15 protein-coding genes and 1 tRNA gene are annotated in these 15,787 nt (G+C 47.9%); 14 read left to right on the top strand and 2 right to left on the bottom strand.

Translation table 11 applies throughout. The annotated features are described in order from the left end of the window. Positions 1-97: 97 nt before the first annotated feature. Complete coding sequence (locus tag DW896_RS20310; protein ID WP_005834354.1) at positions 98-949, bottom strand: PepSY-like domain-containing protein; 852 nt, start codon at positions 947-949, stop codon at positions 98-100. Positions 950-1,115: 166 nt separating this feature from the next. Between DW896_RS20310 and metG the strand changes: the two genes are divergently transcribed. The 7 genes from metG to DW896_RS20275 all read left to right on the top strand — a co-directional run bounded on the left by metG (position 1,116) and on the right by DW896_RS20275 (position 9,615). Beyond that, positions 1,116-3,158 (top strand): methionine--tRNA ligase, encoded by a 2,043-nt coding sequence (gene metG / locus DW896_RS20305; RefSeq protein ID WP_009037611.1) that lies wholly within the window; start codon positions 1,116-1,118, stop codon positions 3,156-3,158. Positions 3,159-3,250: 92 nt separating this feature from the next. Beyond that, positions 3,251-4,696 (top strand): lipopolysaccharide biosynthesis protein, encoded by a 1,446-nt coding sequence (locus DW896_RS20300; protein ID WP_117969061.1) that lies wholly within the window; start codon positions 3,251-3,253, stop codon positions 4,694-4,696. Beyond that, positions 4,693-5,604 carry a beta-1,6-N-acetylglucosaminyltransferase gene (locus DW896_RS20295; RefSeq protein ID WP_009037609.1) on the top strand — a complete coding sequence of 304 codons (912 nt, stop codon included), beginning with the start codon at positions 4,693-4,695 and terminating at the stop codon, positions 5,602-5,604. Before DW896_RS20300 ends, DW896_RS20295 begins: the two co-directional genes overlap by 4 nt. Before the next feature lie 64 nt (positions 5,605-5,668). After that, on the top strand, positions 5,669-6,538 hold the full coding sequence (locus tag DW896_RS20290) for a phosphorylcholine transferase LicD (protein ID WP_005834345.1): 870 nt from the start codon (positions 5,669-5,671) through the stop codon (positions 6,536-6,538). A gap of 15 nt (positions 6,539-6,553) precedes the next feature. Next, positions 6,554-7,570: a hypothetical protein gene (locus DW896_RS20285; protein ID WP_008662502.1), complete on the top strand. Its 1,017-nt coding sequence runs from the start codon at positions 6,554-6,556 to the stop codon at positions 7,568-7,570. Between the two features lie 40 nt (positions 7,571-7,610). Then, the gene (locus DW896_RS20280; protein ID WP_005830834.1) at positions 7,611-8,876 is read left to right on the top strand and encodes a glycosyltransferase family 4 protein; all 1,266 of its coding nucleotides are present in this window, start codon (positions 7,611-7,613) and stop codon (positions 8,874-8,876) included. Further along, a complete protein-coding gene (locus tag DW896_RS20275; RefSeq protein ID WP_022400784.1) occupies positions 8,869-9,615 on the top strand; it encodes a glycosyltransferase family 2 protein in 747 nt (248 codons plus the stop codon). The genes DW896_RS20280 and DW896_RS20275 overlap by 8 nt, the downstream gene beginning before the upstream one ends. A 265-nt stretch (positions 9,616-9,880) precedes the next feature. Here the strand turns inward: DW896_RS20275 and DW896_RS20270 are convergent, their stop codons facing one another. Then, complete coding sequence (locus tag DW896_RS20270; protein ID WP_008662496.1) at positions 9,881-10,597, bottom strand: NAD-dependent deacylase; 717 nt, start codon at positions 10,595-10,597, stop codon at positions 9,881-9,883. 182 nt (positions 10,598-10,779) lie between these two features. On the opposite strand from DW896_RS20270, the gene DW896_RS20265 reads away from it, so the two are divergent. From DW896_RS20265 to DW896_RS20235, 7 genes are all read left to right on the top strand, one after another. Next, positions 10,780-11,373, top strand: a complete 594-nt coding sequence (locus DW896_RS20265) for an FKBP-type peptidyl-prolyl cis-trans isomerase (RefSeq protein WP_044468323.1) — start codon at positions 10,780-10,782, stop codon at positions 11,371-11,373. Positions 11,374-11,391: 18 nt separating this feature from the next. Continuing rightward, positions 11,392-12,258, top strand: coding sequence for an FKBP-type peptidyl-prolyl cis-trans isomerase (locus tag DW896_RS20260; RefSeq protein WP_005830844.1), 867 nt, complete (start codon positions 11,392-11,394; stop codon positions 12,256-12,258). A gap of 230 nt (positions 12,259-12,488) precedes the next feature. Beyond that, positions 12,489-12,953: an Lrp/AsnC family transcriptional regulator gene (locus DW896_RS20255; protein WP_005830846.1), complete on the top strand. Its 465-nt coding sequence runs from the start codon at positions 12,489-12,491 to the stop codon at positions 12,951-12,953. Positions 12,954-12,962: 9 nt separating this feature from the next. Beyond that, complete coding sequence (locus tag DW896_RS20250; protein ID WP_005830847.1) at positions 12,963-13,274, top strand: DUF4491 family protein; 312 nt, start codon at positions 12,963-12,965, stop codon at positions 13,272-13,274. A gap of 92 nt (positions 13,275-13,366) precedes the next feature. Beyond that, positions 13,367-13,440 (top strand) — tRNA-Ile (locus DW896_RS20245). 142 nt (positions 13,441-13,582) lie between these two features. Further along, positions 13,583-14,854 (top strand): phage integrase SAM-like domain-containing protein, encoded by a 1,272-nt coding sequence (locus tag DW896_RS20240; protein WP_034529244.1) that lies wholly within the window; start codon positions 13,583-13,585, stop codon positions 14,852-14,854. A gap of 84 nt (positions 14,855-14,938) precedes the next feature. Beyond that, a complete protein-coding gene (locus DW896_RS20235) occupies positions 14,939-15,787 on the top strand; it encodes a hypothetical protein (RefSeq protein WP_009037605.1) in 849 nt (282 codons plus the stop codon).

Here is a 15,787-nt window from a genome sequence, read left to right as displayed (position 1 = left end):
TTATTAGTTTGTAAATGTGTCTACCTATATCAGGATAAGACAGTAAACAAGCGGTAAATACAATACGCTGATTTAAAGGGAAGTATTCAGTATAAGATTATGGCAGTATTTCACCTTCCGCTGTCACCTTTACGTAGATTTCCCTTTCCCCTTGCTCCATCTCTACCAAAAAGTAACTGCCATCGGGAGTCTCAATAAAGTCGGCATCATCAATGACATAACCGGGATGGGCAGCCGTAACGGCGTTCTTCACTACATCCTCCAGATGTCTCTTACTGATATCCCAGATAGTATAGGCCCATGCACCCTCAGCGGTGAACATCACATCCTTGCTGATACTTCCGTGCACGATTTCGACTTCCGTCATACCGTTCTTTTCTTTTTCAATATCCACAATGCGGGCATTGGGATATTTCTCTGCTATAAAATCTTTGATGGCAGCGGAAATATCAGAAGGGAGATAATCTTCGGGAGAACCGCCGTTGTGCGCATCGGCCACTTCCTTCACCAGAATGCCGTCCTCCGAATAATAGAGGTCCATTTCCTGATTACCTTTCTCCACTTCGATGATGTAGACAACAGCCATTTCCTTACGTTCCAGCTTGTCTACATCTTCCACCTTCCATACATTATAATAGGTACTACTCTCGTAAGAGCTTCTCACCGGAGCGGGAAGGTCTGCATAACGGAGGTCGGTTTCGGTCATCTGCCATACACCGTCTTTGGTGAACCAGGCCTCCTTTTCGAAATTGTCCTCATGGAAATCAGCCACATAATATGCACCTTTTGTTTCCCATTCTATACGCTGGGCATTGGGATGCTCCTTGGCCAACGCATTACTCAGTTCCGCGGGCACGGAGATTCCGTCGTTGTCGTCATCATCACAGCTTTGCAAGGCAAAGGCAAACACGCCTAACGCCAATAATAAGAAGTACTTTTCCAGTTTCATAGTCATTTCGTTTTTTTACATTATCAATACCAAGTTTGTTCATTTTGTATGGCAAAGATGAAGCCTAAATCTGGAAAGAATCTGGAAGAATACTCATATTTTGCAGAAAACAGCTATCTTTGTGCCACTAAAAGCGTTCATAACAAAAGAGATACATAATAACACAATGGAAAAGAAATTCAAACGTACCACCGTGACCTCGGCATTGCCGTATGCCAACGGCCCGGTTCATATCGGACACCTGGCAGGCGTTTATGTTCCTGCCGACATCTACGTCCGCTACCTGCGACTGAAAAAGGAAGATGTTATCTTCATCGGCGGCTCCGACGAACACGGAGTGCCCATCACCATCCGCGCCAAGAAGGAAGGCATCACCCCGCAAGACGTGGTGGACCGCTATCATACGCTTATAAAGAAGTCTTTCGAAGAGTTCGGCGTCTCCTTCGACGTGTACAGCCGTACTACCTCAAAGACGCATCACGACACGGCTTCCGACTTCTTCCGCAAGCTGTACGATAAGGGAGAATTCATCGAAAAGACCAGCATGCAGTATTACGACGAAGAAGCCAAGACCTTCCTTGCCGACCGCTACATCACCGGCGAGTGCCCCCACTGCCATGCCGAAGGCGCTTACGGCGACCAATGCGAGAAGTGCGGCACCAGCCTCAGCCCCACGGACCTGATTAATCCGAAGAGTGCCATCAGCGGCAGCCAGCCCGTGATGCGTGAGACGAAGCACTGGTATCTGCCGCTGGACAAACACGAGGAATGGCTTCGCCAATGGATTCTGGAAGACCATAAGGAGTGGCGTCCCAATGTTTATGGCCAATGCAAGAGCTGGCTCGACATGGGCTTGCAGCCGCGTGCCGTGAGCCGCGACCTGGATTGGGGTATTCCCGTTCCCGTAGAGGGTGCCGAGGGCAAAGTGCTCTATGTATGGTTCGACGCCCCTATCGGCTACATCAGCAACACCAAAGAGTTGCTGCCCGACACATGGGAGAAATGGTGGAAAGACCCCGAAACGCGTCTGGTACACTTCATCGGAAAAGACAATATCGTGTTCCACTGCATCGTGTTCCCCGCCATGCTGAAGGCAGAGGGTAGCTACATCCTGCCGGACAACGTGCCGAGCAACGAGTTCCTGAACCTGGAGGGCGACAAGATTTCCACTTCACGCAACTGGGCGGTATGGCTGCACGAGTATCTCGTTGACTTCCCCGGCAAGCAGGATGTGCTGCGCTACGTGCTGACCGCCAACGCACCGGAGACAAAAGACAACGACTTCACCTGGAAGGACTTCCAGGCACGTAATAACAACGAGCTGGTTGCCGTTTATGGCAACTTCGTGAACCGCGCCCTGCAACTCACCAAGAAGTACTTCGACAGCGTAGTGCCCGCCGCAGGCGAACTGAACGACTACGACCGCGAGACGCTGAAAGAATTTGCCGACGTCAAGGCAGAAGTGGAGAAGTTGCTGGACGTATTCAAATTCCGCGACGCACAGAAGGAAGCGATGAACCTTGCCCGCATCGGAAACAAATACCTTGCCGACACCGAGCCGTGGAAGCTTGCCAAGACAGACATGGAGCGCGTAGCCACCATTCTCCACATCTCGTTGCAGTTGGTCGCCAACCTTGCCATTGCTTTCGAACCGTTCCTGCCCTTCAGCAGCGAGAAGCTTCGCAAGATGCTGAACATGGACAGCTTTGACTGGGCAGAGCTGGGACACACCGACCTGTTGCCTGCCGGACATCAGCTGGGCACCCCCGAACTGCTGTTCGAAAAGATAGAAGACGACGTCATCCAGGCACAAGTAGACAAGCTGCTTGCCACCAAGAAGGCAAACGAAGCCGCCACCTACAAGGCAAACCCCATCAAGCCGACCATCGCCTTCGAAGACTTTGAAAAGCTGGATATCCGCGTAGGTACAGTGCTTGAATGCGAGGCAGTGCCCAAGATGAAGAAGCTGCTGAAGTTCAAGATTGCCGACGGGCTGGAAAACCGCACCATCGTCAGCGGCATTGCCCAGCACTACAAACCGGAAGAACTGGTAGGCAAGCAAGTGCTGTTCATCGCCAACCTCGCTCCACGCCAATTCAAGAACGGGCTGGTAAGTGAGGGAATGATTCTCTCTGCCGAGAATTATGACGGCTCGCTGGCGGTGACTTCACTGCTGAAAGAGGTGAAGCCGGGCAGCGAGGTGAAATAAAACAGTAACAAGGTAACGAGTTAACAAGGCTACAAGGAGGAAGGAAAAGCCTCGTGGCCTTGTTAACTCGTTGCCTTATCAACCAATAAACTATGTCCGATACATCACTCAAAGAAAAAACAGCCAAAGGCCTCTTCTGGGGAGGATTCAGCAACGGCATACAGCAGTTGTTAAATCTGGGATTCGGAATAGTCCTTGCCCGTCTGCTGGATGCTTCGGATTATGGTATGGTAGGGATGCTTACCATCTTCTCCGCCATTGCCGCCGCCTTGCAGGAGGGTGGGTTCATTTCGGCACTGACCAACCGGAAGGAGACTTTGCACAAGGATTACAACGCCGTGTTCTGGTTCAGCCTGATGTGCAGCACTACTATATATATATTACTCTTCTTTGCCGCACCGCTGATTGCCGACTTCTACGATACGCCCGAGCTGATACCGCTGTCCCGTCTCTCCTTCTTGGGATTCGTCATTTCCAGCATGAGCATTGCACCGAGGGCATATCTATTCAAGAACCTCAGAATCAAGGACACTACCGTCATTTCTATTTCAAGTCTGATAGTCTCCGGTATTGTGGGCATCACATTGGCGGCAAACGGATTCGCCTATTGGGGGATTGCATTGCAAAGCATCTCTTTCATCACCGTAATGACGATTCTTAACTTCTACTTCTCGCATTGGAGACCCCGCTTCCGGTTCGACTTCACACCCATTAAGGAGATGATAGGGTTCAGCAGTAAGATAATCATTACGAATATCTTCACCATAATCAATAACAATTTGTTTTCCGTCTTGTTGGGTAAGTTCTATTCGGAACGGGAAGTGGGTAACTTTACGCAGGCAAACAAGTGGAACGGCATGGGACATACCACGATTACGGGCATGATAAACGGCATTGCACAACCCGTCTTTACCCGGGTTGCCGACGACAAGGCACGGCAACTTGCCGTATTCAGAAAGCTGCTGCGCTTCACCGCCTTTATCTCTTTCCCCGCCATGCTGGGATTGAGCTTGGTATCGAAAGAACTGATTATAATCACTATCACGGAGAAGTGGCTGCCCAGTGCCGATATCTTGCAACTGTTATGTATTTGGGGAGCATTTATTCCCGTCATCAATCTGTTCTCCAACCTGCTCATCAGCCGGGGACATTCTTCTATCTATATGTGGAGCACCATCAGCTTGAGCCTGCTGCAAATAGCAGCTGTATGCGCCATATACCCATACGGGTTGGAATGGATGCTGCGTATTTTCGTCATTATCAATATCGGCTGGCTGTTTGTATGGTTCCGTTTTGTCAAGAGGGAGATAGGATTAAGACTGCGCGATATGCTGAAAGACATCTCTCCTTATCTCTCCCTATCCATTGTACTCGTAGTGTCAACTCACTATGCTACTCAGCCCATAGAAAACCTATACTTAAATATGGCAGCCAAAATCATTATGGTAGCTGGGCTTTATGCACTGGTTTTGTGGAAACTACAATCTACCATCTTCCGGGAAAGCATTGAATTCCTCTTAAAGAAAAAAAGAGCATGAGCCGCATAGCCTACATCATATCCGCCTACAAGGATGCCCCACACTTGGCACGCCTGGTTGCCGCACTGGATGACCGGGCAGACTTCTACGTGCACATCGACCTCAATGCCGATATACACCCTTTTGAAGAAGCCTTGGGAGACAAGGTCACTTTCGTGCCCCGCCACCGGATAAGCTGGGGAGGATGGGAACAAGTGGAATATCAGAAAGAATTGCTTGCCGCCGTATTGCACAGCGGCATCCCCTATACCCGTGTAGTATGCCTGAGCGGGCAAGACTATCCGTTATGGAACAACAACGCCATCCACCACTATTTCGAGGAGCATCAAGACACTGAATTCATCGGCGGTTTCAACCTGACACGCTGCACCGTGAAACAGCAGTTGCACAAGATAACCCATTACCACCCTTTCCGTGACCTGCCTTGGAAGAGTATATGGTGGAAGAACAAACTCATCGTAGCATCGCGCAAGCTGGCACAGATACTCCCCATCCGGAAAGCCCCTTTTGCACCCTTGGAGGGCAAGCAGGCAGATGTCTATTTCGGTTCCGACTATTGGGCCATCACGTTGCCCTGCGCACGATATGTATATGAAAAGTTGTGCACGGAGGAGAAGCTGGTGAAGTATTTCAGAACCAGCTTTGTACCCAGCGAACTGTGCATACAGACCATCGTATTCAACTCCCCTTTTGCCTCAAAAGGGCTTCTTTTAGAGGGAGAATACCCCGGACTTACCCGTCTCACCCCCTTGCACTACATAGACTACGGCGCATCCATCCGCGTGATGACACTCGAGGACCTGCCGGTATTGCAGCAGTCTGGAAAGATGTTCTGCCGGAAAGTGGTAAGCGGGGAGTCCGACACACTGATAGAAAAACTCAAGTCCGATTTCGCAAAAGAAGATTGAAATGGAAAGTGCTCCTTTCAACTATTATCATTATTTTTGCAGACATCAATCAAAAATGGTATCCATGGTGAAGCAATATACCCCAGAAGAACTGACCCAACTACATCAGGTGCTATACGAAATACTGGAAGAGATTGTGCGCATCTGCGACAAACACAATATTCCCTATTTTGTAATCGGCGGAACAGCAATAGGGGCACTCTATGACAAAGCGATTCTTCCTTGGGATGACGACATAGATATAGGTATGAAACGGGAAGACTACAATAAGTTTCTCCAGATAGCCTCCCAAGAACTGAGAGAACCATACTTTCTTTCATGGATACATACCGACCCTCATAGTCCTTATTACTTTGCCAAAGTCAAGAAAAACAACACCTTGTTTGTCGAAGAGATGTTTAAAGATGTACCTATGCATCAGGGAATCTTTGTCGATATATTCCCTTTTGACCGTATTCCAAACAATAAGCTATTAAGGAAGATACAATATGAAGCCGTCAACTTTCTGAAATGCTGCCTGATGGGAAAAGAGGTATGGCTATGGAAACACTTCGGAAAATGTCAAATATCCAACCCTACCAATCGTGGAGCTGTTGCCTGCCTTCTGAACCGGATAGTTGATATGACACTCTCTAAAAAGACAATCTACCGTTTGATGGTGATAATGCAAAGTTGTTTCAACTCATGGAAAACTTTGTATTACAACAATGTGATTACCACTACCGACCATGTTTTGGAGACGAGTCTCAACCATTTACAACCAATCAAATTCGGTCCACTTTATCTGAAAGCACCTGATGGATTGGAAAACTTTCTACGGTACAACTATCCCACTTTACACCGGTATACAGAAGAAGAGCAGGACAAGATAAACAATCATTATCCGGCAGTTCTTTCTTTCAACATACCAAATGACCATATAGCCACCTCCTAATCCAACAAAATTGCCATGAAACCAGCCCTTGTAGATGTATCTGTACTGATTCTTTTCTTCAACCGCCCCAAACTGCTGGCGCAAGTATTCGAACAAGTGAAGAAAGCACGCCCCGCACGACTGTTTCTCTATCAGGACGGCCCGCGCGGCGAACGCGACATGCCGGGCATAGAAGCTTGTCGCAAAGTAGTGGCAGACATCGACTGGGAATGCGAAGTACACCACAACTACCAAGAGAAGAACTACGGCTGCGACCCATCGGAATACATGGCACAGAAGTGGGCATTCTCCTTGTCGGACAAATGTATCGTGCTTGAGGATGACGACGTGCCTGCCGTCTCTTTCTTCGGCTTCTGCAAGGAACTGCTCGACAAGTATGAGCACGACACACGCATCAGCATAATTGCCGGATTCAACAACGAGGAGATTACACCGGACATCACTTCCGACTACTTCTTCGCCACCACCTTCTCCATCTGGGGATGGGCGAGCTGGCGGCGGGTGACGGACCAATGGGATGAATTCTACACCTTCCTGGACGACAAGGAGAACATGCGGCAACTGAAGAACCTCATCCACACACGGCGCTACCGCAAAGACTTCATCTACATGTGCCAACGCCACCGCGAACACGGGAAAGCCTATTACGAAACCATCTTCCACGCTTCCATGTTGTTCAATTCGGGTCTGAGCATCGTGCCCACCCGCAACATGATAAACAATCTGGGAGCCACTGCCGACTCCACCCACTTTGCCGGCTCCGTACACACCATGCCGCGCGGTTACCGCCGCATCTTCACCATGAAACGCTACGAAGTGGAGTTTCCGCTGAAGCACCCTCGCCACGTCATCGAGAACACTGCCTACAAGGATAGCGTTTACCGCATCATGGCATGGCGGCATCCCTGGATAAAGATTGCACGGTCGTTCGAGGAACTGGCGTTGAACCTACGGTACGGCAACTTCACCATCATATGGCAAACGCTGCAAAAGCGTATCCGGAAATGGATGAAACAAGACCGGCATCTGTAACAAGAAAAAACATTCAAAAAAGAAGAAACGAACAACAGTCATGAGAGTACTACTTATCAATACATCCGAACGCATCGGCGGCGCAGCCATCGCCGCCAGCCGTCTGATGGAATCACTCAAGAACCACGGCATCAAAGCCAAGCTGCTGGTACGCGACAAGCAGACCGACCAAATCTCCGTTGTGTCACTGGACCATAACTGGCGCATGGTGTGGAAGTTCGTCTGGGAGCGCATCGTCATCTGGAGCGCCAACCGCTTCAACAAGAAGAACATCTTTGCCGTAGACATTGCCAACACGGGGACAGACATCACCTCACTGCCCGAATTCCAGCAAGCAGACGTCATCCATCTGCACTGGATAAACCAAGGGATGCTCTCGCTGAAGAACATCGAGAAGATTCTCGCCTCGGGCAAGCCCGTCGTCTGGACCATGCACGACATGTGGCCCTGCACTGGCATCTGTCACCATGCCCGCGAGTGCACCCACTACCAGCAGGAATGCCACAACTGCCCCTTCATCCACGGAGGCAGAGGCAAACGTGACCTTTCCTACCGCATCTTCCACAAAAAGCAGGCATTGTATCGCAACCGTCACATCAACTTCGTCACCTGCAGCCGCTGGCTGGAAGAACGTGCCCGGACAAGCGCCCTCTTCTGCGGACATGCCGTGACGTGCATCCCCAACCCCATCAACACCAACCTCTTCAAGCCCCGCAACCGACAGGAAGCCCGCAGCCGTTGCCTACTGCCGCAAGACAAAAAGCTCATGTTGTTCGGCTCGGTGAAGATTACGGACAAACGGAAAGGCATCGACTACCTGATAGAATCGTGCCGACTGCTGGCTGACAAGCATCCCGAACTCCGGGAACAGTTGGGTGTCGTCGTCTTCGGCAACCAATCGCAACAACTGGAAAACCTGCTTCCATTCAAAGTCTACCCGCTGAACTTCGTCAGCAACGAACACCAACTGGTGAACATCTACAATGCCGTGGACATCTTCGTGACCCCCTCGCTGGAAGAGAACCTGCCGAACACCATCATGGAAGCCATGGCATGCGGCATTCCCTGCGTCGGATTCAACGTGGGCGGCATCCCTGAGATGATAGACCATCTGCACAACGGCTACGTGGCACAATACAAATCCTCGGAAGACTTTGCCAACGGCATCTACTGGACGCTGACCGAACCCGACTACCCCAGCCTCTCGGAACAAGCCTGCCGGAAAGCCATCTCCCACTATTCGGAGAACGTCGTCGCCAAGAAATACATTGACCTTTACAACAAAGTAACCGGAAGAAATGCATAACCACCCCACCCCGAAATTCAGCATCATCACCGTGACCTACAATGCCGAAGCGGTACTGGAGGACACGATTCAAAGCGTTATCTCGCAAACCTACCACCACGTAGAATACATCCTTGTGGACGGTGCGTCCAAAGACGGCACGCTCTCCATCATCGACCGTTACCGCGACCGCATCACCCGCATCGTGAGCGAACCGGACAAGGGACTGTACGACGCCATGAACAAAGGCATCCGCCTTGCCACCGGCGATTACCTCTGCTTCCTCAATGCCGGCGACAGCTTCCACGAGGACGACACCTTGCAGCAGATGGTGCGTTCCATCTCCGGCAACGAACTACCCGACGTGCTGTACGGCGAAACGGAACTGGTGGACAAGGAAGGTCACTTCATCCGCATGCGCCGCCTCGCCGCCCCGGAAGTGCTTACCTGGCGAAGCTTCAAGCAGGGCATGCTGGTCTGCCATCAGGCCTTCTTTGCCAAAGCTTCCCTTGTAGAACCCTACGACCTGCAATACCGCTTCTCCGCCGACTTCGACTGGTGCATCCGGGTGATGAAGAAGGCACGGACCTTGCACAATACCCATCTCACCCTCATCGACTATCTGGAAGAGGGAATGACCACCCAGAACCGGCAAGCATCCCTGCGCGAACGCTTCCGCATCATGGCGCGGCATTACGGACTGATGAGTACCGTAGCCCATCATGCCTGGTTCGTATTACGGGCCGTGATAAAGAAATAGCACAAATTTCGAGGACAAATATACTTTGTTCCCGCAAGACCTATACCTTGCGGGAATCTCCCCTATACCCAGCTCTCTACAGTATAGGAGTGAGTACCCAAAACATCCCCATGTTTTCACCTAAAACATCCGGATGTAATGGGGCAAAACATCCCCATGTTTTGGGGTAAAACATCCGGGTGTTTTGGAGAAAGACATCTGGATGTTCTGCATATTAAGTCCTATACCGTGAGGGGCTAAGTCCTAAGACGTAGGAGATTAAGTCCTAAGGCAAAGGAGGCTGGGTAACTGTAAGCAGCGCCTTCAACTCTTTTACCCCTTCCGAAGCTCCCTTTTGAATGACATGTATCGGACGCATGACGTGCGTGTCCACCGGCTTGGGGTCTATCAGATACACTTCGGCGGCACGGGGCACGTAGTTCAGCAGTCCCGCAGCGGGATAAACGTTCAGGCTGGTGCCGATGATGACGAAGATGTCCGCCTGCTCCACATACCGGATGGCAGTCTCAATCTCCGGCACCGACTCGCCAAACCACACGATGAACGGGCGGAGCTGCGTACCGTCGCCCGCCTTGTCGCCCAACTTTACTTCATATTCCTCCGGCGCCAGTTCCTTGACGAAATGCGGATTATAAGGGTCGCGGCTGGAACAAACCTTCGTCAGTTCCCCATGCAAGTGTATCACGTGCGTACTGCCGGCACGCTCGTGCAGATTATCTACGTTCTGGGTGACGACCGTTACATTGAAATCCCTCTCCAGGTCGGCAACGCCCAGATGCCCGGCATTCGGCACCACATCGAGCAACTGCTTGCGACGTTCGTTATAGAAATTAATGACCAGTTCCGGATTACGTGCATACCCCTCGGGAGTCGCCACCTGCTCCACCGGATATTTGTCCCATAATCCGCCCGCATCACGGAATGTGCTGATGCCGCTCTCGGCGCTCATACCAGCACCCGACAATATGACCAAGTTCTTCATTTTCCGCTCCTTTCCTTTATTAAAGTAAGACAAATATAAGAAGAATGTTCAAGTTGTGATATAAATAAGAAAAATTAAATACTTAAAAGCCTTATCATTCAAATAAAAGACGTACTTTTGCCACTCATAAATTTGCAATAGACTGGAAAAGAAACCAATCCGGTCGTCAACAAAAGAATCTTATGGACAAATTCAGTTATGCTATCGGCCTTGGAATAGGTCAGAATCTTTTAAGCATGGGTGCCAAAGGCATTGCAGTAGATGACTTTGCACAAGCAATCAAAGACGTTTTGGAGGGCAACCAGACGGCAATCAGCCACACAGAAGCCCGTGACATCGTCAACAAGTACTTCGCCGAACTGGAGGAGAAGATGAACGCAGCAAACATAGAAGCCGGCAAAAAGTTCCTGGAAGAGAACAAAAAACGCGAGGGAGTTGTTACGCTGCCCAGCGGACTTCAATACGAAGTTATCACGGAAGGAAACGTGGGCCGCTATGCCAAAGCCACCGACCAGGTGCAATGCCACTACGAAGGCACACTGATTGACGGAACGCTGTTCGACAGCTCCATCAAGCGCGGCCAGCCTGCCACGTTCGGTGTAAACCAAGTGATACCCGGTTGGGTGGAAGCCCTTCAGCTTATGCCCGAAGGTGCCAAGTGGAAACTCTACATCCCCAGCGACCTGGCATACGGAGCGCAGGGTGCCGGCGAGATGATTCCTCCCCACAGCACGCTCGTATTCGAAGTCGAATTACAGAAAATTTTATCTAAATAAACAACAAGTAAAAGCAAAATGAAAAAAGTAACATTTCTCATGGCTCTTGCAGTAGCTGCCGGTATGGCATCTTGTACTGCTCAAAGTCCGAAAGCTGATTTGAAGACGGACATCGACTCATTATCTTACGCCATCGGTATGGCACGTACAGAAGGTTTGGACCAGTATCTTGCACAGCAAGGAATTGACTCAACCCAGATGTCAGAATTCCTGAAAGGTTTCAACGAAGGCGCAGCCAAAATCGATAAGAAAGACGTGGCTTACATGGCCGGTCTGCAAGTAGGCCAGATGGTCAGCAAGCAATGGGTGGAAGGCTTCAACCAACAAATCTTCGGCAACGACTCTACACAGAGCATCAGCCGCGAAAATCTGCTGGCAGGTTTCGTAGCAGGTGTCATCGGCAAGGGTGGTGCTATGGATATGATGAAAGCTCAAGAGTACATGCGTACTCAGATGGATGCCATCAAAGAAAAAGCAACCGCAGAAAAGTATGCTGACAACAAAGCTGCCGGTGAAAAGTTCCTGGCTGAGAACAAGGCTAAAGAAGGTGTAGTAACTACCCCGAGCGGTCTGCAATACAAAATCATCACCAAGGGTAACGGTGCCGTTCCTGCTGACAGCAGCAAGGTGAAAGTAAACTACAAAGGTACGCTGATTGACGGAACAGAATTCGATAGCTCTTACAAGCGCAACGAACCTGCTACTTTCCGTGCCAACCAGGTAATCAAAGGCTGGACAGAGGCCCTCACCATGATGCCCGTCGGCTCTAAGTGGGAACTCTATATCCCCTACGACCTGGCATACGGTTCAAGAGAAACCGGTAGCCAAATCAAGCCGTTCTCTACTTTGATATTCGAAGTGGAACTGCTGGGTATCGAGAAGTAATGTAACAATCCGAAGGGAGGGGCAAAACCCTCTTGATACTTCTTTTAGGCGCGGATTACGAGGAATAACGCGGATTTGGTAAACTAAATCCGTGAAATCCGCGTAATCCGCGCCTTATCGTTACCCCTCACTTTTATTCATTTTTCCGTCCCTTTTTATAGATAAATTAAAATAAAGTCCTATATTTGCTTACTATTTGATAACAACAAGAACTTTACTTATTTACTATTATGGAAAAAATAGACAATCTTGACCGGCAGATTCTGGAAATCATTTCCCAAAATGCCCGTATCCCTTTCAAGGACGTAGCTGCTGAATGTGGCGTGTCACGTGCTGCCATCCATCAACGTGTACAGCGCCTGATTGACCTTGGCGTTATTGTTGGCTCAGGCTATCATGTAAATCCCAAGTCCCTTGGATACAGAACCTGCACTTACGTAGGAATCAAGCTGGAAAAGGGCTCCATGTATAAGACGGTAGTTGCCGAGCTGGGCAAGATTCCCGAAATCGTAGAATGCCACTTCACCACTGGTCCGTACACCATGCTGACCAAGGTATATGCCCGCGACAACGAGCATCTGATGGATTTGCTGAACAACAAGATGCAGGAGATTCCTGGCGTAACCGCTACCGAGACCTTGATTTCCCTGGAACAGAGCATCAAGAAGGAGATTCCTATTTGCCCCGAGAAATAACGAACAACAATGGATTTCTTGAACGAATATCATCTGTCGGGCCTTGTCATAGGTATCTGCACATTCCTCATCATCGGCTTGTTTCACCCCATAGTTGTGAAAGCCGAATATTATTGGGGCACCAAGTGCTGGTGGATTTTCCTTTTACTCGGCATCGGCGGCATCATTGCCTCCCTTTATACGGAGAACATCATGATAGCCTCCCTTTTGGGCGTCTTTGCATTTTCCTCGTTCTGGACCATCAAGGAGATATTCGAGCAGGAAGAACGAGTGAAAAAAGGCTGGTTTCCCAAGAATCCAAAACGAACTTATAAGTTCTAAGGACAAAGGTTATAAGGAATTTTATCCAAAAGTCTTGCATATTTCAATAGAAAATGCTACTTTTGTCCCCGCTATCCAAGCAAGGATGCATCGGACTTGTAGCTCAGTTGGTTAGAGCAACAGACTCATAATCTGGAGGTCCCTGGTTCAAGCCCAGGCTGGTCCACAAACTAAAAGGCTCATCTCTAACGAGATAGAGCCTTTTTTAGTTCATGGAGACCTCCGATTAAGGGTCTGTTGCTTGGTTATATTTAGTATTGTATTAGGTATTTGTTGACTAATTGTTGACTGATTTAAACATTACTAACATGCTGACTATCAAAGCCGAAATCAAGAAGAGTGAACTAAAAGTTGACGGAACGTACAATGTTAAGATTAGATTTACTTTAGACCGTAAGGTTAAAAGACTATCAACTAATCTATTTATAACTTCAAAAGACCTAACTAAATCCCTCAAATTTAAAGAGGACACTTCCATTAAAAGAGCGATAGATGGACTGGTGCTTTATTACAGAGAACAGTGTTTCAAACTACAATTAGACCAAAATCATTATTCGTTAGATGAGATAATTGAATTCTTAAACGGAGAACAAGAGAAGCAACAAACCATTGACTTTATAAAGTTCAGTCGTGAGTGGATAGCTTCTACCACCATAAAAGGAGCACCCAATTATACAACTGCCATCAATGCTTTGGTACGGTTTGTTGGCAAGGAAGAATTGGATATTAATTTGATTACCCTTGACTTCTTAGAAAGTTTTAAAGCATTCTTGAATAAAGAACGCGAGATACGGACTAAAAGATTAATGCAGCAGGGTAAACGGATACCTTCCAATCGTTCACTCTCTCTATATTTGATAAGCATTAAGAAGCTGTTCAATGAAGCCAAGAAGAAATACAATAAGAAGGAGAAGAATTTAATCCTAATCCCCAACTCACCCTTCATGGAACTTGAAATACCCAAGCAGGAAGCAACAAGAAAGAGAGCCATATCCGCAGATATTATAAAGAAGCTATGGAAGCTACCCTATAAAGATATGAAGAAAGGCTACAAATCTACCTGCCGTTATAATTTGGCAAAGGATTGTTTCATTCTATCATTCTGTCTTATGGGAATCAATTCAGCAGACCTTTACAATGCCACTGAAATGGAAGGTAATACAATCGTCTATAATCGTACCAAGACGAAAGACCGTAGATTGGATAAGGCTCAAATGAAGGTTGACATACCCAGATTAGTCCTGCCTCTTGTTGAGAAGTACAAGGACAAGACTGGTAAACGTCTCTTCAATTTCTATCAATATTATGCTGACGAGAAGGGTTTCAATAAGGCTATCAACTACGGCTTAAAAGAAATTGGTACAATATTAGAAATTGACGATTTGGAATACTACGCAGCAAGGCATAGTTGGGCTACCATTGCACTTAATAAAGTTGGCATTGATAAATATATAGTCCATGCAGCACTTAACCATATTGACGATGCAATGAAAGTAACGGACATCTATATTGAACGTGATTTCGTAAATGAGAACAAGGCTAATGCCAAAGTCGTGAAGTACGTGTTTGGAAAGCAGTAGTTACAATCTGTAGTAATTTATAATGCCGCTCTGTTGCATAATGGAGTGGCATTATTTATCTTTACGGCACTAATACAATTAACCATGCCAATAGATAATTTCACAACAGATAAATATGTAGGGCAAGAAGAGGAATTACTGGAATATGTAACTGTAATTGCCGATAAGTTTCACCCAGACATGGAAATTCAAGAAGATGGAAGCTCTGTTCTTTTACCGTCACAATCCCCTTATCAATTCATGCAACGGTACAATGCAGGTAAGCTAAATGTATTCTTCAATTATGACAACTATATGAGGAATGACAATATAGACAGTATTCAAGCCATCATAAAGGCATTGGGCATTGACTCCGATAAATTCTGGTATCTACTTCTGTTTATAAGCGATTACGTTAGTGGGAAGGCATTAAATACTTGGAAATTCAATGACACGTCCAAAGGAGAGATAACAAAGTTCATTGAAATGGTAAAGCTGAATGAAGCTGATTTTAATGATGCAATAGGTTTCTCCCATAAACTCCCAATGACATTAAGTTTACAAGTGAAAGGCAAACGACTAATCATCGATAACCCCAATACCATATCATTCATGGCGGCTTTCTGTGAGGAAGTATTGGCAGAGGTTTCAGAACATGGTTTGTTCAATCAAGCAAGGTTTGAGCCAAACGGCTACAATACATCAGACTCCGTACAGATATGGCTGTTCACCCAAATGCTACTGTACTTCTTTGAAGCCTATCCCCAGTTCGATAACCAGCGTGGCAAGAGCGGTGACACTCCCAAGAGCAAACTACTGTTCATATCCAAACTGGTCTATTTCACCAAGCTGACCAGAAATGAGGCATATAATGACAATGACGATAATATAAAGAAGATAATCAAGCAATACAAGGATACTAAGATAAACACAATAAACCCCATATACGGATAG

It is taken from the genome of Bacteroides sp. AM41-16 (assembly GCF_003603495.1).
GTDB lineage: Bacteria > Bacteroidota > Bacteroidia > Bacteroidales > Bacteroidaceae > Bacteroides > Bacteroides uniformis.
Note: the sequence above shows the minus strand (reverse complement) of the source record. Positions and strands in the feature narration are given on the sequence as shown.

Coding starts and splice junctions, on each gene's coding strand:
- DW896_RS20310 (WP_005834354.1), bottom strand. CDS start 949: ATGAAACTGGAAAAGTACTTCTTATTATTGGCGTTAGGCGTGTTTGCC.
- metG (WP_009037611.1), top strand. CDS start 1,116: ATGGAAAAGAAATTCAAACGTACCACCGTGACCTCGGCATTGCCGTAT.
- DW896_RS20300 (WP_117969061.1), top strand. CDS start 3,251: ATGTCCGATACATCACTCAAAGAAAAAACAGCCAAAGGCCTCTTCTGG.
- DW896_RS20295 (WP_009037609.1), top strand. CDS start 4,693: ATGAGCCGCATAGCCTACATCATATCCGCCTACAAGGATGCCCCACAC.
- DW896_RS20290 (WP_005834345.1), top strand. CDS start 5,669: ATGGTGAAGCAATATACCCCAGAAGAACTGACCCAACTACATCAGGTG.
- DW896_RS20285 (WP_008662502.1), top strand. CDS start 6,554: ATGAAACCAGCCCTTGTAGATGTATCTGTACTGATTCTTTTCTTCAAC.
- DW896_RS20280 (WP_005830834.1), top strand. CDS start 7,611: ATGAGAGTACTACTTATCAATACATCCGAACGCATCGGCGGCGCAGCC.
- DW896_RS20275 (WP_022400784.1), top strand. CDS start 8,869: ATGCATAACCACCCCACCCCGAAATTCAGCATCATCACCGTGACCTAC.
- DW896_RS20270 (WP_008662496.1), bottom strand. CDS start 10,597: ATGAAGAACTTGGTCATATTGTCGGGTGCTGGTATGAGCGCCGAGAGC.
- DW896_RS20265 (WP_044468323.1), top strand. CDS start 10,780: ATGGACAAATTCAGTTATGCTATCGGCCTTGGAATAGGTCAGAATCTT.
- DW896_RS20260 (WP_005830844.1), top strand. CDS start 11,392: ATGAAAAAAGTAACATTTCTCATGGCTCTTGCAGTAGCTGCCGGTATG.
- DW896_RS20255 (WP_005830846.1), top strand. CDS start 12,489: ATGGAAAAAATAGACAATCTTGACCGGCAGATTCTGGAAATCATTTCC.
- DW896_RS20250 (WP_005830847.1), top strand. CDS start 12,963: ATGGATTTCTTGAACGAATATCATCTGTCGGGCCTTGTCATAGGTATC.
- DW896_RS20240 (WP_034529244.1), top strand. CDS start 13,583: ATGCTGACTATCAAAGCCGAAATCAAGAAGAGTGAACTAAAAGTTGAC.
- DW896_RS20235 (WP_009037605.1), top strand. CDS start 14,939: ATGCCAATAGATAATTTCACAACAGATAAATATGTAGGGCAAGAAGAG.